General features: G+C 38.5%; 15 protein-coding genes. 1 reads left to right on the forward strand and 14 read right to left on the reverse strand.

Going from position 1 to position 16,338, the window contains the following annotated elements; all coding sequences use genetic code 11:
• Positions 1–15: 15 nt before the first annotated feature.
• The 7 genes from B1201_RS00440 to B1201_RS00470 form a co-directional block, all read right to left on the reverse strand.
• Complete coding sequence (locus B1201_RS00440; protein WP_078191868.1) at positions 16–210, reverse strand: hypothetical protein; 195 nt, start codon at positions 208–210, stop codon at positions 16–18.
• Entirely contained in the window at positions 210–500 is a 291-nt protein-coding gene (locus B1201_RS00445; protein WP_078191869.1) for a helix-turn-helix transcriptional regulator, read from the reverse strand. The genes B1201_RS00440 and B1201_RS00445 overlap by 1 nt, the downstream gene beginning before the upstream one ends.
• 114 nt (positions 501–614) lie before the next feature.
• Positions 615–1,229 (reverse strand): hypothetical protein, encoded by a 615-nt coding sequence (locus B1201_RS00450; RefSeq protein WP_078191870.1) that lies wholly within the window; start codon positions 1,227–1,229, stop codon positions 615–617.
• Between the two features lie 39 nt (positions 1,230–1,268).
• Positions 1,269–2,384, reverse strand: coding sequence for a tyrosine-type recombinase/integrase (locus tag B1201_RS00455; RefSeq protein WP_078191871.1), 1,116 nt, complete (start codon positions 2,382–2,384; stop codon positions 1,269–1,271).
• A 180-nt stretch (positions 2,385–2,564) separates the two neighbouring features.
• On the reverse strand, positions 2,565–3,698 hold the full coding sequence (gene proB / locus B1201_RS00460; protein WP_078191872.1) for a glutamate 5-kinase: 1,134 nt from the start codon (positions 3,696–3,698) through the stop codon (positions 2,565–2,567).
• A 40-nt stretch (positions 3,699–3,738) separates the two neighbouring features.
• Entirely contained in the window at positions 3,739–4,953 is a 1,215-nt protein-coding gene (cgtA, locus tag B1201_RS00465) for an Obg family GTPase CgtA (protein WP_078190204.1), read from the reverse strand.
• A gap of 213 nt (positions 4,954–5,166) precedes the next feature.
• Positions 5,167–5,541: a winged helix-turn-helix transcriptional regulator gene (locus B1201_RS00470; RefSeq protein WP_078191873.1), complete on the reverse strand. Its 375-nt coding sequence runs from the start codon at positions 5,539–5,541 to the stop codon at positions 5,167–5,169.
• A gap of 115 nt (positions 5,542–5,656) precedes the next feature.
• Between B1201_RS00470 and B1201_RS00475 the strand changes: the two genes are divergently transcribed.
• A complete protein-coding gene (locus tag B1201_RS00475) occupies positions 5,657–6,511 on the forward strand; it encodes an SDR family oxidoreductase (RefSeq protein ID WP_078191874.1) in 855 nt (284 codons plus the stop codon).
• Positions 6,512–6,567: 56 nt separating this feature from the next.
• On the opposite strand, the gene B1201_RS00480 is transcribed toward B1201_RS00475, so the two are convergent.
• The 7 genes from B1201_RS00480 to uvrB form a co-directional block, all read right to left on the reverse strand.
• The gene (locus tag B1201_RS00480; RefSeq protein WP_078190209.1) at positions 6,568–7,248 is read right to left on the reverse strand and encodes a hypothetical protein; all 681 of its coding nucleotides are present in this window, start codon (positions 7,246–7,248) and stop codon (positions 6,568–6,570) included.
• 3 nt (positions 7,249–7,251) lie between these two features.
• Positions 7,252–7,953 carry an MFS transporter gene (locus tag B1201_RS00485; RefSeq protein ID WP_143221649.1) on the reverse strand — a complete coding sequence of 234 codons (702 nt, stop codon included), beginning with the start codon at positions 7,951–7,953 and terminating at the stop codon, positions 7,252–7,254.
• Between the two features lie 308 nt (positions 7,954–8,261).
• Positions 8,262–9,719, reverse strand: coding sequence for a glyceraldehyde-3-phosphate dehydrogenase (locus B1201_RS00490; protein WP_078191876.1), 1,458 nt, complete (start codon positions 9,717–9,719; stop codon positions 8,262–8,264).
• Positions 9,720–10,428: 709 nt separating this feature from the next.
• Positions 10,429–12,111 carry a hypothetical protein gene (locus B1201_RS00495; protein WP_078191877.1) on the reverse strand — a complete coding sequence of 561 codons (1,683 nt, stop codon included), beginning with the start codon at positions 12,109–12,111 and terminating at the stop codon, positions 10,429–10,431.
• Between the two features lie 218 nt (positions 12,112–12,329).
• Entirely contained in the window at positions 12,330–13,262 is a 933-nt protein-coding gene (rarD, locus tag B1201_RS00500) for an EamA family transporter RarD (RefSeq protein WP_078191878.1), read from the reverse strand.
• 127 nt (positions 13,263–13,389) lie between these two features.
• A complete protein-coding gene (locus B1201_RS00505; RefSeq protein WP_078191879.1) occupies positions 13,390–13,983 on the reverse strand; it encodes a lipocalin family protein in 594 nt (197 codons plus the stop codon).
• 155 nt (positions 13,984–14,138) lie between these two features.
• Positions 14,139–16,160: an excinuclease ABC subunit UvrB gene (gene uvrB, locus B1201_RS00510; RefSeq protein ID WP_143221641.1), complete on the reverse strand. Its 2,022-nt coding sequence runs from the start codon at positions 16,158–16,160 to the stop codon at positions 14,139–14,141.
• Positions 16,161–16,338: the final 178 nt, after the last annotated feature.

The following is a 16,338-nucleotide window of genomic DNA, read 5'->3' on the forward strand; positions in this document are numbered from 1 at the left end:
AATAATCCTGTAATATTATTTATCTAAATCTATTAAAGGAATAAGTGGCAACCCTTTTACCGGAGGATACCCTTCTAAGTTAACAGTTGCTTCATAAACATCATTAGGAATGATCCCATATTTCATAGTAAATAAATTTGAAATAGTAGTTCCTAAAGTCATTTTAAATGAACAGTTTTGAATATAGTTCGAATAATGTTCAATATTCATCAATTATCTCCTGCTTCTTTATTAGAGATCCACTGATGAATATCTTCAGCCTTCCATACTGTTACATTAGCACTCAGTCGTATAGGTTTTGGAAATTTACCCTCCCGAACCCAACACCAAATTGTCTTAGCTGAAACAGGAACTAGTCCCTGTTTTGCGGGCTGAGCTTTTATAACTTTAATTTTTCCCTTGTTTTTACCAGATTTGTACACATGATATTTTTGAGGCTGTTCAGAATATTTAGCAATATCCTGCATTCGATAATAATTTTTTAAGGGTAATTCAAACATTTGTTCTTTCCTTTACATGGAACGTTATTGCTTGAACTCACTTTGAAATATTTTTTTATACCTGTAAAAACCGATACAGCGCTTCAAAGACACATGTAACAATTTATTTCAAAATTATCTTAAATTATTAATCTCATTATCAACCTGTTTGATAACTTCTATAATATTAGGTTCAGTAAGGGGTATCTCTAAATTATCCTTTATCTCACCTGCACATCGTGTCAGTGATAGAAATCTATTTCGCTCTCTATAAGCTTTAATATCGTCGTAATATTCTACTTTTAGCTCTTCATTCCTTTTTCCTTTTTGCTTTCCAGCTTGACTGTTCTTTTTTGATTGAATTTCCATCATCACATCCACAGACTGGATTTTATATATAATATTTTTTGACAAAGCATAATGATTTGCTATCAATTGACTAGTTAAAAAACTTACATCAACTTGATCACTTTCTAAATACTTCATAATCATTACATCTATTGCTATAGACAACTTAACGTAATCTATAGCATCCGTTCTTTCTTTAGAAAGTGATTCAAATTTATTCATGAGATCATTTTTATATTTTTCTATATCTCTTTCTACCAACTTGAATAAACTTAAAAAATCTAGAGAAATATATTTAAAATAAACATCTGCTAATTCAGTATTTATTTCATTACTATCTATAAATAATCCCTTAATTTTAACTAAATGATCTAATATCTCTTTTTTCAAGTCATTAAACATAATTATTACTCTAAAAATGCATATACAATAGAATTAATATTACATATTAATTCTTTCTGCTAATTCCGATACTGTTGGGTTGTAATATTTCATTAATGTTTGAAGATCTTTATGACCGGTAACTTTGGCAAGATCTTGAATTGGGAGCTTTTGAGCTAATCGAGTTGTTGCTTCATGTCTTGTATCATGAAAACGTAGATCATCTAGCATCAATTGTTTTTTAGAAACTTTATAGAAATTTTGAGAAAGACTATTTGTATTTGTCTGTGTACATACATTCTCATCATCCAACCCCCTCATTAATTCAAGTAACTGTTTTGCTTTATTTGACAAAGGTACTTTTCGTGAATCACCATTTTTAGTATCTGGTAAAAAAACATGATCTTCAAAAACATGTTCCCACTTCATGCTAGTAATCTCATTAGCCCGCATAGCGGTCTCAATAGCAAATAAGAATGCCCAAGCTGTTTGTTGTTTCTTATTAATTGGCCTGAATGTTGGCTTATACTTAAAAGCTTCTAATATTTTTCTTATTTCATCCTCTGAAATTCTTCTTTCTCTATGTTTTGATTGCTTAGGTTTTTTAACATATTTCAGAGGAGAATCTTTGATGATTTTTTTATTTTCAATCGCATACCTGAAGACCCCGCCTAGAACGCCCAAATCTCTAGCAACGGTTGCACCTACCACTCTTTTTAATCTCTCATCCCTAAAATCATCTATATCTGAAGAGTTAATTTCCTTAACTAGCTTCTTCATTAATTTAGGAAAATCCCTTATATAACTTTTAATGACACTTTCTTCTTGTTTCGCACCTTTATGCGTAGGTGTGACTACTTGTAAGTATTCTTCCAATAAATCCTTTAAAGTCATACTTTCCAATTTGTTGTGTTCATTTTTTTTCTTTAATTGGCCTGGCGTATTACCTTTAACAAGTTGAACTTTAATTTCATCTCGTTTTAATCGAGCTTCTTTGATCGAAACAGTTGGATAAGGCCCAAGTGTTACAGTTCCTTTCTTATGATCAAAAGTATATAGAACCTTCCATGTTTTCTTACCGGTAGGAGAAGTGAAAATATAAAGCATATCCCCATCACAAACTTTGTAAAGTTTGTCCTTCGCCTTCAAAGCATCTATTTGTAATTTAGTTAACATTCAACACACCCATAAAAAAGGTTAGACCATTAACCTCTAGTCTAACCTCTTTTAAAGTGGTATTTCAAAGTGTTATTACGTAATTACTTGTAATTCCAACCTTATAAAAAAATTCGCTTTTAGATTAGAATACAACAACTTATGCAATATATTTACACTCCAAGTAATTCCACGTAATTATTAATAAATCGCCATATGATTGCGATGGATCATTTCAAGTGATCGAGCTTCCCCTAAAACTTGATGAACTTTATCTGAGGCCAAACCTTTGACGATTTCTGCCGAACGTGAACTGAAGTTTACACGACCGACGGCAACACGATGACCTTGTGTATCGACACATTCCACCACATCACCACGTTCGAAATGCCCTTCAACCGCTTTCACACCGACAGGTAATAAACTGCGGTGATTATCACGAATGGCTTTGACTGCGCCATCATCAATTACTAAACGACCCGCTGTTTGTAAATGTGCAGCTAACCATTGTTGATGGGCTGTCACACGATCATTATCGGTAATAAATAATGTACCGAGTAATTCACCTGCCATTACACGTGACAGCACATTATCACTATCACCGCTCGCAATGACTGTTGGACAACCGGACTTGGCTGCCAAACGTGCCGCACGAACTTTGGTCAACATACCACCACGACCGAATTTACCGCCGCCGCCAGCCATATCGAATAATGATTCATCCATTGCACGTACTGTATGGAACAGTTTGGCATCTGGATTGGAACGAGGGTCTGAGTCAAACATGCCTTCTTGGTCAGTTAGAATCACCAAAAGGTCTGCATGAACCTGTCCAGCCACCATCGCAGCCAAAGTATCGTTATCGCCAAAGCGGATTTCGTCAGTCGACACTGTGTCATTTTCATTGATCACAGGAATCACACGCCAATCAATCAAATGCTGCAAGGCATCACAAGAGTTCAAATAGCGACGACGGTCTGCCAAGTCATCATGCGTTAACAAAACTTGTGCTGTGCGAATCGAACGTTGTTCTAATACGCTAGACCAAGTATGAATTAAGCCCATCTGACCAATGGCAGCACAAGCCTGTAGACTGGGTAGATCTGTGGGTCGGTTGTCCAAATTCATACGAACCATCCCTTCAGCCACAGCACCGGAAGACACAAGAATGATCTCGTGCCCTGCATTGTGTAGTTCTGCAATTTGTCCCGCCCAATGCGAGATTGCATCCAGATCTAACCCTTTTCCGTTTGCTGTGAGTAGTGATGATCCGATTTTAACAACGATACGTTTACAACCCTTGAGCTGACGTTGCCCATCTACCACTTCTATCATCTTGTCCTCAGACTTGTTTGCTTTGACACTTATTCAGCAATTAACGTACGTAGTACGATTCTGCCTCATCATCACCGTCTTCAAATTCATCATCAAAGTCTTCACCTTGACCTGCCAAACGTTGTTGACGACGCATTTCACGATATGCTTCTTTCGCAGCAAGCGTTTGCTCACGTGTTTCAGCTTCAAGTTGATCACGGAACGCTTTAACTTCTGCTGCATATTCAGGATCTTCAGTTTCGCGTTCGCGCTGTTCTTCAATTTGATCCATCAGGTAGTACACAACGTCTTTAGTACCTTCAAACGTTAAACCTGAAGTTTTGAATACAGGGCCTTTCCACTGCAACTCTTCGAGAATGTGATCACACCATTCATCACGCGTTTCAGCCGCCAATTGGTCTACTTTATTGAGTACCAATACAACAGGTAATTTTGAAAGTGTTGGGGAGAATTTTTTCAACTCTTCCAAAATTGCTTTTGCATTATACGCAGGGTCAGAACCATCAATCGGTTGAACATCTACGATGTGCAATAAAATACGTGTACGCGCCAAGTGTTTCAGGAATCGAATACCTAGACCTGCACCTTCTGCAGCCCCTTCGATTAGACCCGGAATATCCGCCATTACAAATGAACGGTGACTATCGGCATCAACCACACCTAGGTTTGGCACCATTGTGGTAAATGGATAATCTGCAACTTTTGGTTTTGCTGCTGAAACTGCACGGATAAAGGTTGATTTACCCGCATTTGGCATACCCAACAAACCAACGTCTGCGAGTACTTTTAATTCAAGACGAATTTCACGATATTCGCCTTTTGAGCCGTGTGTACATTTACGTGGAGAACGGTTGGTTGAAGATTTGAAGTGAGTATTACCCAAACCACCTTCACCACCTGCTGCCACTAACACACGCTGACCGTCAGCCACTAAGTCGCCGATGATATCGCCAGATTCTGTATCTACAATTGTTGTGCCCACTGGAACGAGCAATACGGTATCTTCACCGCCACGGCCTGAGCAGTTCGCTCCACGACCATTTTTAGCACGTTCTGCACGGAATTTACGTGTATAACGATAATCTACTAGGGTACTTGTGTCGTTGTCGGCTTGAACGTATACGTTACCGCCACGACCACCATCACCACCATCTGGACCACCAAATGGTACGAATTTTTCACGGCGAAAACTGGCTACGCCATTGCCACCGTCGCCAGCCTCTACGGTAATGACTGCTTCATCAACAAAGCGCATATTTGCCAATCCTCTAAAAACTTTAAAACCGCTTATTCTGCCATATTTTAAAGAATTTCTCGAACAATATTATTCAGCAATACTATAAATTTCATTCATCTTGGTACTGATGCAAATTTTTAGGAAAATCCGCACCTCACTCGAAAGTCTTTAGCTCATCATCAAAATACCTTTGATAAATGGCAAACGAATTTCACTCCCCATTTCTGAAAGCTATTTACGTGCATTTTCCTTGGCTTCAATAATTTCAGGCAAGGTTCGTTCAACCCAACCAATCAGATGCATTAACTTTTCTGCAGCCTGCGAGCCCATTAAAGTCAGTTGATATTCAACTTTGGGTGGCACGACTGGATAGACTGTCCTTAAGATAAAACCATCTTGCTCGAGCATTTTCAGCGTTTGAGCCAGCATCTTTTCGCTTACCCCTTCGATACGCTGCTTAAGTTCACTAAAACGGTGTACCCCTTCAGTCAAACAACGTAAAACTAATACTGACCATTTATTGGTGAGATGTTCCAATATTTCTCGAGATGGACAATCTGTGGATAAAACTTGACCTAATAATTTACTTGTAGCGTATGTGTTCATTAAATCTTTCCTCAAAGTCACTAACTTACTTTTTGGTACGTACTTACATTTAGTAAGTTAACAGATTAAGATTCCACCATCAAGATCATTTATTCAACAATCAGAGGGTTTAAATATGAAAATCGCAATTACAGGTGCAACAGGTCAACTAGGCCAATTGGTCCTTCAATTTTTATTGAAAGAAACCGCGGCCGAAAACATCATCGCTTTAGTTCGCTCAACAGAAAAAGCAGCATCTCTACAAGCTCAAGGCATCGAACTTCGTCATTTTGACTATGATCAACCAGATACACTGGTTCCTGCACTACAAGGTGTCGATAAATTATTACTCATTTCTGCCAATGAAATTGGTCGGCGTACTCCACAACACAAAGCCGTAATTGATGCTGCAGTAGAAGCGAAAGTTCCATATCTTGCTTATACCAGCCTGTTACGTGCTGATACATCGCCATTGGGTTTATCTCAAGAACATCGTGAAACAGAAAGTCTGATTCAAGCTAGTGGTTTAACCTATACCTTCTTACGAAATAACTGGTATGTCGAAAACTATCTTGCTGCTGCAGGACATGTGGTGGAAACAGGTACCTTATTTGGTGCAGCAAAGGATGGGAAAATTAATGCAGCGACCCGTGCTAACTATGCTGAAGCTGCTGCAAAAGTACTTACAAGCTCTGGTCATGAAAATAAAACCTATGAACTTGCAAGCTCAGACAGTTTCACCTTGGCACAGCTTGCTGAAACCCTACAGCAAGTTTCAGGTCAAAATGTTCACTATCAAAATCTTACAGCAGAAGACTATACGCAAGGTCTATTACAAGCTGGCTTACCTGCTGGTCTTGTAGATGTTATCGTCGATGCCGATATCAATAGCATTGGCGGTGCGATGCAAAGTGATCGTAAGGACTTGGAACAGTTACTCGGTCACCCAACTACTTCTCTACGTAGTGCTGTTGAAGCTGCTTTAAAATAAGATTGAACCCACAAAAAAGCCCGAATTGATTCGGGCTTTTTTGAGTTGAATCATGCTTATGGATGTACATTTTTTATCGGCAAATCCATATTCATATCTAAATTTGCCTTGGTATTACGCTCTGCGTTGTACATCGTGGCATTAAAGGTTGCGATTTTTCGCATTGTCATCGGGTCATTGAGTTTTAGCTGTGGTGCAAACTGATGTACCACATGCAAATCGACTTTTTCATTAAACTCAAAATACACAGGACCATTAAAATTAATTCGAATAGGAATGTTATAGGTTCTTTTCAAATGAAAAGGCACATCTAACTTGACAGGAATGTCCATTTTTAAGGGAAATTTCGGCACGAGTTTATTTTTAATCACCAAATCTGTGGTCGCCTCAAGCGGCATCGTCTGGTTAATTTGAATATTGGTGGAATAATCAATATCCACTGAGATCGGAACCTCTACACTAAACTGCAAATCTGCCAGATATTTTCCCTTTAAGGGTAGTTGCAGCTTCCGATCTAAAGCAATCTGCGTATCCAGAGTCCCAATAGACTGCGTTTGCAAATAATTACCAACGGAAATTTTGGTGGGTAGTGAATGCGACAATTGAATATCAGCATTTTTTGCACGTACTTGCATCGACGCATAAATATTTAAATACAACCAAAATAGTACCGCAACCAATAACGCAACTGCGATAAAACTCAAAATGATGCGCTTCGCCGATTGAAATATCCACATGGCTTACTCCTGAGCTTTCGCTTCAGTTTTGGCATGCTCTCTGTTGAGTCGCATTGTTTTTAGTGGAATTACCAATTCACCCTTTTTAATTTGAACCGGCAACGTATTTTGCACATCCACTGTCGCTTTTAATGCCGTCTTAATTGGAACATTTAAATTACCTTCAATAGGAATGTTGGTTTTTAAATTTGCATTTAGTGGAATATGTAGGTTTTCTTTCAGCACGGTTTTGACTGGCGCATCAAATTTTAAATGTACTTTTTGCTCCAAAGGCACATTCATATTTACTGGAATATCCAATTGTATCGGGATATCACCTTTGAGCGGCAAAGTCACATCCTGCCCCATGACTTTAACTTTCACTTTGGTATTCACAGGAAGGTTTTGATTCACTTTCAAAGTTTCACGTACTGGAATCGTGGTCTTGATTGGGACTTGATTATCAAAATACACCCGTGGCGTCAGCGTTTGAGTTAAGGGAATATTTAAATTTTCATGTATCGGAATTTCAGCATTCACCCGCCCTGTCACGTCCACATCTAAGGCATCATGAATTTTGACTTCGGCTTGTAACGGCTCTTGCAGGTCAATATTGACGTTCTGATTTTCTAGCGGGATATAAATATTAAAGTGCTTAAACACCCAAATGGCGATAAGTACACCACAGAGCGCAGCAAACACAATAAATGCCAATCCACTGAGCATGTGCTTTGCTTGCAAACTAAATTCCTTTTGCTTTTTATTTTTTACAGTATCATTTTGAACACATTATACAAACTAGTTTGCATTTTTTTGTATTTAATTCTTTAATAATTTCATCAACTTAAAACTTGAACATTTTAGTCAGCTTTTCATTATAAATGACTTACACTCATCTAACAGTGGCAGAAAAAACAAGAACTTTTGATGTTTTTGATCAATCCATTCGTCATCTATGCCTTAAGTTTTTAACCCATACTCTTTAGATAAAAAAAGAGCCTCAAATGAGGCCCTTTTTTTACAGCGTGAACTAATTAAGCATTAGTTTCAGCAGGAACTTTTGGATAGCTTACACCGCCCATTTGCTCAGCAATACGCAATACTTGGCAGCTATAACCCACTTCGTTATCGTACCAAACATAAGCAGTTAAACGGTTACCAGAAGCGATTGTCGCTTGAGCGTCAAACACACCAGCAGTACGTGAACCGATAAAGTCAGACGATACAACTTCAGTTGAGTTTGTATAACCGATTTGACCTTGAAGGTTAGAGTTGATTGAAATTTGGCGAATGTATTCATTCACTTCTTCACGGTCAACATCTTGACCCAAAGTAAGGTTCAAAATTGCAAGAGATACGTTTGGAGTAGGTACACGTACTGAGTTACCAGTCAATTTACCTTGAAGAGCAGGAAGTGCTTTAGCAACAGCTTTAGCAGCACCAGTTTCAGTGATTACCATGTTTAAAGTAGCAGCACGACCACGACGGTCAGCTTTATGGTAGTTGTCGATCAAGTTTTGGTCGTTTGTGAACGAGTGAACTGTTTCAACGTGACCATTAATCACTGTGTACTTGTCATTTAACACTTTAAGTGTTGGTGTAATCGCGTTTGTTGTACAGCTTGCAGCAGAGATGATTGTATCTTCATCAAGGATGTCAGCTTGGTTCACACCGTATACAACGTTCTTCATATCACCTTTACCAGGTGCAGTTAGAATTACGCGTGCAGCACCTGGACATTTAAGGTGCTGTGCAAGACCTTCAGAATCACGCCATTTACCTGTATTATCGATTACAAGTGCATTGTTAATACCGTAAGCAGTGTAATCAACTTCAGATGGGTTAGACGCATAGATCACTTTGATGAAGTTACCGTTAGCAATGATTGCTTCGTTTTCTTCATCAACAGAAATCGTACCTGCGAATGGACCATGAATAGAGTCACGACGTAACAAAGACGCACGTTTTTCTAAGTCACCGTCAGATGATTTACGAACAACGATTGCTTTAAGGTTAAGACCACGACCTAGACCAGATTGGCTGATCATCAAACGTGCAAGGATACGACCGATACGACCGAAACCGTAAAGTACAACATCACGGTTTTCAACGTTAGTTGCATTGCCTTCAAGTGATTTCACAGCGTCAGCAACGAATGCGTCAACATCACCACCTTTTTCTTTGAACTCAACAGCAAGTTTGCCAAGATCAATTTCAGCAGTACCGATGTTTTCGATTTTCGCCAAAGCTTCAAGAATTGGGAAAGTGTTCACAACTGAAAGTTCAACGTCAAGTACGCGAGTACGACGATGCGCTTTAAGAATTTGGATAACCGAACGGTTAATTAAAGAACGACCGTATACTGTAGCTACGATGTTTTTTTCACGATATAACTGACCCACTAGGGCAATCATACGTTCCGCGATTTCTTCACGGTTTTTCCAGCGACCTTGGTGCTCTGCATGTAGGGCAACGATAGTGTCTTTGCTCACAGATACGTCCTCTAATTAATTGTAAATCTAAGCATAAATTTCAAAACCCCACAATTGTAATGGAAAACTGAAAATTAATGAATCTAAAAGCAGATTTCGACAAGGTTATTTTGTTATATATTCACTATCAATTTTCAAAATAATCATGATTAGTATTATGATTTTATAGCCGAAAGTTGAAAAACCGGCTTTTTCGCAGATTTTTGTCACAAAATTTCAAATGTAGTTTTATCAACCAGATCTCTGCATATTTAGCTCAAAGATAAACGAATATTTATATTGTTCAAATTGTGGTGTTTTTTATTTTGCTCAATTTATAGTATTTTTACTGATGTTAAGCTCGTAATAATAATTTCACATTTTTAGATGATTTTTAAGAATATTCGACGGAATCTTACATCTAAAGTTTGAATAAAGGGTTTAGCCTTCAGTCGGAGGTACTCTTACGAAACGTTGTTTCTCATTTGGCAAAATGAGAACGTGCTTCATAAGGAAACCATCTTGCGGAGCAATGCTCCTCACCGCAAACCTCGTTCACTACCGTCAATTTATTCAAAGTATCGCAAAAACATTTTTTATTAGAAGTAACCCTGTCTCAGACAATTGCGGATGACATTACCGCGTATCGTTCTCTTATTTGAATCAAATTACGCCTCTAATGTTACTGCCTAACATTAGTTTTAAAGTCAGATCAATATTTAAAATTCAGTTAATTTTTCAGATCCTCAGCAAACTTTTCCAGATTAAAATCAAAGAAATTTACACTCAGCTCTAATATTTTCGGAAGTGCATTTAAACCATTCTCTCCAGCACTAATCGCAAAATATCTCTGATCACTAAATGACTGTACCTTTAAGGCATTTTCACATGGCTCAAAATCAAGATTGACGAGCTGTGACGCATGTTCCTTCAGCAACATTAAAACCTGCATATAAGTCTGGCGCTTTTTTTGCTGCTGCGCTTTTAAAGCATCGGCTTCAAGACTTTCATAATCTCCTGTTTTCGTCATGCGTTTAGAAAATCCAACATGCGAGCCATGGGTACCCATATTTTCTACGACGGCTTCAGCAGCAAAGATCTGCTGTTCATCCTCGTCCTCGGTCGTCTGCAAGAGCGCCTTCAGCGCCGTATGAATTTGCTGTGACTGCTGATGATGTAACTCCCAATCATCTTCATTCTGAACATGAAAAATGTGCGTACGCCGTTTCAACAAAAGCACCTGCCAAGCCTGTAGTTGAAGTCGCAGTCGCTTTAACTCCAAACTTGCCTCAAACTTAGGGCAACTACTCAAGACGTTTAGACTCGTAATGAGCTTCTGAGATATTTGCATGCTATGGAAAAAGACAAAATCATGCTGTATCTGCTCGCTCAGTTGATATTGAACAGTCTGATGTAAGGGCTTCAAGATCAATGTATTGAACTGCTGCTCAAAAGCAGGTAAAACCGTCGCTAATTGAGTAGCATCCTCTACATGCAGCATTAAAAGTAGATGCTTATCTACCCGTGTATGTAGTTGCTGCATTAAATTTTGTAGATCTAAATGTATAAAACCTGCAATGGATGCCAACTTTGAGACTCGAAATTTTAATTGTTCGATCTGCTGATTCTCTAAAGCAGTAGTTAAATCTATGGCCACCCCATCAAAAACGTCGTCTGCTAAGGCCTCATTATGCTTTGTCGATAAAAACCGAGTTGCTGAATACTGCGTCGTCCAATCTAAATCAGGCGACAAAATATAAATAAAATCAGATGTTTGTACGATTTGTAAATATCGCGTTTTTTGTTCACGCTTTAAATAATATTTAAAAATCGGATGTTGCCAAACCTCAGATGATTTCGGGATAGAAGCATCAAAAACTTGCCCTAACATATGTGACTTTAAGAAAATTTCGATCAAGAAAATTTTGACTTGCAGAGCAGTGAGTTGACGTGCATCACTCGGCGCAATCAAATCCATTTCACGAATGATTTGTGCGGCATTTAAAATGAAATGCTGATGTAATACATTTTTTTCATACTGTAATTCAAAATCTTCTTCTGCATCTATTTTATTGATATAGAGTAGGTTTTCTTCTAATTTTCGCGCAATTTGAATACTCTGGGCCAATATCCTAAGTTCTTCGAGCTGTGTTGCCAAATACTGTGCATGCTCACGCATGACATCATATTTTAGTACTTTCATCAGCATGCCAAAATTCATCGGTACATCGCTTTGATACGACTGTGATGAAGACTCCCAACGAATACCTTTTTGCAATAACACCTGCTGTATCTGTGCTAAATTGGATTGATCAAGATCAGTGCACACTTCAGACACGATACTCTGCCAATGCTGATCCAGCACGGGTTGTAGCTGTAAAAGTTTTGCGCTTAGATGAAATGGGACAACCACTGACTGCTTCCTGTATCTTGGTTCTTTAATCAATCTTTTATCGATTTCAGTTTATTTTTATCTAAAATAAATATTTTTGTACACCATCATTCAATGCTGTTCTTCCTAAACAATAAATTGAATCATGGCGTGTTTTAGTTTTCTAAGTTTAAGATTTTATTAAAAAACAGCAAGCATTAATTGTAAACTGATCAATTTATCGTACCAGGATTTTCAGTCTAAGAATCGATTCGATCATTTAACGCTTTTACATTTTTTGCTAGCGCACGTTCATTTTGCTTTTGTTTAAACAGATGCAAAACACCTTCTATCACCAATAACAATACCGCACCCCAAATTGGAATATAGGTCAGCCATTCTTCGGCTTCTACTCGCTCCCCCAATGCGATGGATGCAAAAGCTAACAACACGGGTTCTAAATAACTCAACAAACCAAAAATCACAAATGGCAAATAACGACTCGCCAACATATAGCTACCTAAGCCAAGCGCACTCAGAAAACCCAGTCCTAAAACCGCCAAAATCAGATACGGGAATAACGACATCAGCGCTAAACTATCGCTATGAATAAATCCTAAATAAAAGGCTACAGGCAAAATTAAGCAAAGATCCCACCAAAAACCACCCAAATGATCGGTTTTAAAGGTACGACGTAAAAAGAAATAAATCGGATAAGCCACAGCGACATAGACAGTTTCCCACGCGATACTGCCAATACGCCAAATTTCGTGACCGACCCCTAAAATTGCCAATGCCACGGCAGCCATCTGCCATTTAGACAGCTTTTCTTTATACAGTACACATCCAACCAGAACCATCACTAAGGGCAAGAGAAAATACCCTAAAGATACTTCTAGCCCTCGGCCATTAATTGGTCCCCACAAAAACAACCAAAGCTGTGTAGTACATAAAAATGAACTAATGATTAACCAAATGAGAAAGATCGGTTGCTTGACCACACGCCAAAAAATTTCACTGACTTTGTTTAAATCTTTCATCCACCACATAAATAAGGTTAAAAATGGCAAGGTCGCCAACATGCGCCATGCAAAAGTTTGCTCGCTATCTAGAGGTTTTAAAAAGATGGTAAAGAAATACAAAATACCGAAAGTGACCGATGCCAATACAGACAATGCAACGCCTTTATACATCTTTCACTCCAGTCCAAATGACTACATAATCTTGATATTTTGCTTGATCAATCAAGCTTTTCGCATGGACATTCTAGCAAATAAAAAACCATGCACAGGCATGGTTTTTTAGCATTTGTTCAATTATTTAGGTTTTAGGTTTCACTGTTTGCTTGGTATGAATAATATCTGATAAATCATAACCAACAGATTGCGCATAATTTAGATATTCCTGAATCACTTCCTGATCTGGATGAGCCGAACGAGAAAGCACCCACATATATTTACGACGTGGCTCACCTACCAAAACTGTTTGATAGTCTTCATCGGCTTTGAGTACCCAATAATCACCACGCCCCACAGGCAACCAACGAATGGCTTCTGGTAAGAAACTAACTTTTAATTTCGAGTTAAACGGTGCATTTTGTACAAATGCCTCGCCTATTGATTGCTTCTTGGTACCATCTTTAGATACACAGCGATTATTTACATTAATGTTGCCATTTTCATTTAGCGTGTAAACCGCAGTCACATCACGGTCACAGCTTTTTTGAAAAACCATAGGCTTACGAGCTACTTCATACCACATACCTAAATAACGATCGAGCTCAACTTTTTCCACAGTCTGTAATGGTTTCGTCTGTGCATAGGCCATTGTAGCTGCACCTAAACCAATTAACACTGCTGCACCAAGTGCAATTTTTGCGAGCCTAAAACCAGCTTTCGGAATATTCGTTGTCATTTTTATGCCTCATTTCGCTGCAAAACATTCGATGAAAATTAAGTAATTCTTTCTCTCGTGTTTTTACTCTAGCGGAAAAAATTGCTCTAAAAATCATTTTCTTGTCTGAATTATGTATGTCATTCAAACAATATTCCGCATCTTGTCTAACAAAATTATGAAATCATCTGTGCTTTTAAACGCAAGATTTCATCGCGTAATCGAGCGGCTTGTTCAAACTGTAAATCCTTAGACGCTTTTAGCATTTCTTTTTCCAACTTATTCATATGTTTTGCCAGAAGTTTTGGATCTGACATCAAATGACGTTCATCTGCAGTTAATGCCTTGGCCTGATCTGAAATTTTTTCATCAATTTCATCATCTGTCAGCAGTTCACCAGTATCAATATCATTAACGTTTTGGCGTACAGCACTACGTGGCGTAATGCCATGTTCAAGGTTAAATGCAATCTGTAAATTACGACGACGATCCGTTTCATCAATGGCTTTTTGCATGGAGTCAGTCATACGATCTGCATATAAAATCGCTTTACCGTTTAAGTTACGCGCTGCACGACCAATGGTTTGAATCAAAGAACGCTCAGAACGCAAGAAGCCCTCTTTGTCAGCATCTAAGATGGCGACTAAAGACACCTCTGGCATATCTAAGCCTTCACGCAGTAAGTTAATCCCGACAATTGCATCGTATACACCTGAACGCAATTCATGAATAATTTTAGTTCGTTCAACAGTGTCAATATCAGAATGTAAATAAGCGACCTTAATACCATATTCTTTCAAATATGAAGTTAAATCTTCTGCCATACGTTTGGTTAATGTCGTAACCAATACACGCTCATTTAAGTTTTTTCGATTATTAATTTCTGACAATACATCATCCACTTGCGTTAACACTGGACGAATTTCAATTTCAGGGTCGACCAAACCTGTGGGTCGAACCACTTGCTCAACGACTTGTTCAGACTTTTCCATTTCATAATGTGCAGGCGTTGCACTGACATAAATGGTCGAAGGAATAATCCGCTCCCATTCTTCAAATTTCATTGGGCGGTTATCAAGCGCACTTGGTAAACGAAAACCGTAATTGACCAAATTTTCTTTACGTGAACGGTCACCTTTATACATAGCCCCAATTTGCGGAACGGTAACGTGCGATTCATCAATGATTAATAAAGCATCATCAGGTACATAATCAAACAAAGTCGGAGGTGCTTCACCAGAAGGACGGCCAGACAAGTGGCGTGAATAGTTTTCAATACCATTGGTATAGCCAAGCTGCTGCATCATCTCTAAATCATAACGTGTACGTTGTTCGATACGCTGTGCTTCGAGTAATTTATCATTTGCACGAAAGAATCCTAGTCGTTCTGCGAGTTCTTCACGAATCGTTCCAATTGCACGCTGTAAATTATCTTTAGGTGTTACATAATGGCTTTTTGGGTAAATCGTAATACGTGGCACTTTACGGACCATTCTGCCAGTCAATGGATCAAACCATCGAACTGAATCAACTTCATCATCAAATAACTCTATTCGAATGGCATTTTGATCAGATTCAGCAGGAAAAATATCAATAATTTCACCACGAATACGGTATGTGCCCCGTAAAAATTCGAGTTCATTTCGGGTGTATTGCATTTCCACCAAACGACGGATGATATCATCACGGCTAATACGGTCTCCTTCCACGATATGCAGAAGCATACTCATATAAGCATTGGGATCACCCAGACCATAAATAGCTGAAACTGACGCTACAATAATTGCATCACGTCGCTCTAATAATGCCCGTGTTGCCGAAAGACGCATTTGGTCGATATGATCATTAATCGATGAATCTTTTTCAATAAAAGTATCTGAAGATGGAACATAGGCTTCGGGTTGATAATAGTCATAATAACTGACGAAGTATTCCACGGCATTATGCGGAAAGAAGGCTTTAAACTCGCCATAAAGCTGCGCAGCCAAAGTTTTATTATGCGCCATAATAATCGTTGGACGTTGCGTGCGTGCTATCACATTTGCCATGGTATAGGTTTTACCTGAACCTGTTACCCCTAAGAGCAACTGATCATGCATTCCTTTTTCAATCCCCTTCACCAATTTCTCAATCGCTTGAGGCTGATCACCTGCCGGCTGATATTGTGTTACCAGTTCAAAAGGCTGTTCCTGCATCACACTCTTCTTCAACAGTTTTATATGGCTTTATTATGAGGGCAAAGTTGCACAAAACAACGCTAAATTTATGTAAATACCAGAGGCGTGTACAGACTGTAAAATTATCATTCAACATAACCCCATAGATTTTTCTCATGTTTGAAAAATAATTCGCCTGATTTCGCATGTTTTTCTTGAG

The organism is Acinetobacter sp. ANC 5600 (assembly GCF_002018395.1).
GTDB lineage: Bacteria > Pseudomonadota > Gammaproteobacteria > Pseudomonadales > Moraxellaceae > Acinetobacter > Acinetobacter amyesii.

Coding starts and splice junctions, on each gene's coding strand:
- B1201_RS00440 (WP_078191868.1), bottom strand. CDS start 210: ATGAATATTGAACATTATTCGAACTATATTCAAAACTGTTCATTTAAA.
- B1201_RS00445 (WP_078191869.1), bottom strand. CDS start 500: ATGTTTGAATTACCCTTAAAAAATTATTATCGAATGCAGGATATTGCT.
- B1201_RS00450 (WP_078191870.1), bottom strand. CDS start 1,229: ATGTTTAATGACTTGAAAAAAGAGATATTAGATCATTTAGTTAAAATT.
- B1201_RS00455 (WP_078191871.1), bottom strand. CDS start 2,384: ATGTTAACTAAATTACAAATAGATGCTTTGAAGGCGAAGGACAAACTT.
- proB (WP_078191872.1), bottom strand. CDS start 3,698: ATGATAGAAGTGGTAGATGGGCAACGTCAGCTCAAGGGTTGTAAACGT.
- cgtA (WP_078190204.1), bottom strand. CDS start 4,953: ATGCGCTTTGTTGATGAAGCAGTCATTACCGTAGAGGCTGGCGACGGT.
- B1201_RS00470 (WP_078191873.1), bottom strand. CDS start 5,541: ATGAACACATACGCTACAAGTAAATTATTAGGTCAAGTTTTATCCACA.
- B1201_RS00475 (WP_078191874.1), top strand. CDS start 5,657: ATGAAAATCGCAATTACAGGTGCAACAGGTCAACTAGGCCAATTGGTC.
- B1201_RS00480 (WP_078190209.1), bottom strand. CDS start 7,248: ATGTGGATATTTCAATCGGCGAAGCGCATCATTTTGAGTTTTATCGCA.
- B1201_RS00485 (WP_143221649.1), bottom strand. CDS start 7,953: ATGCTCAGTGGATTGGCATTTATTGTGTTTGCTGCGCTCTGTGGTGTA.
- rarD (WP_078191878.1), bottom strand. CDS start 13,262: ATGTATAAAGGCGTTGCATTGTCTGTATTGGCATCGGTCACTTTCGGT.
- B1201_RS00505 (WP_078191879.1), bottom strand. CDS start 13,983: ATGACAACGAATATTCCGAAAGCTGGTTTTAGGCTCGCAAAAATTGCA.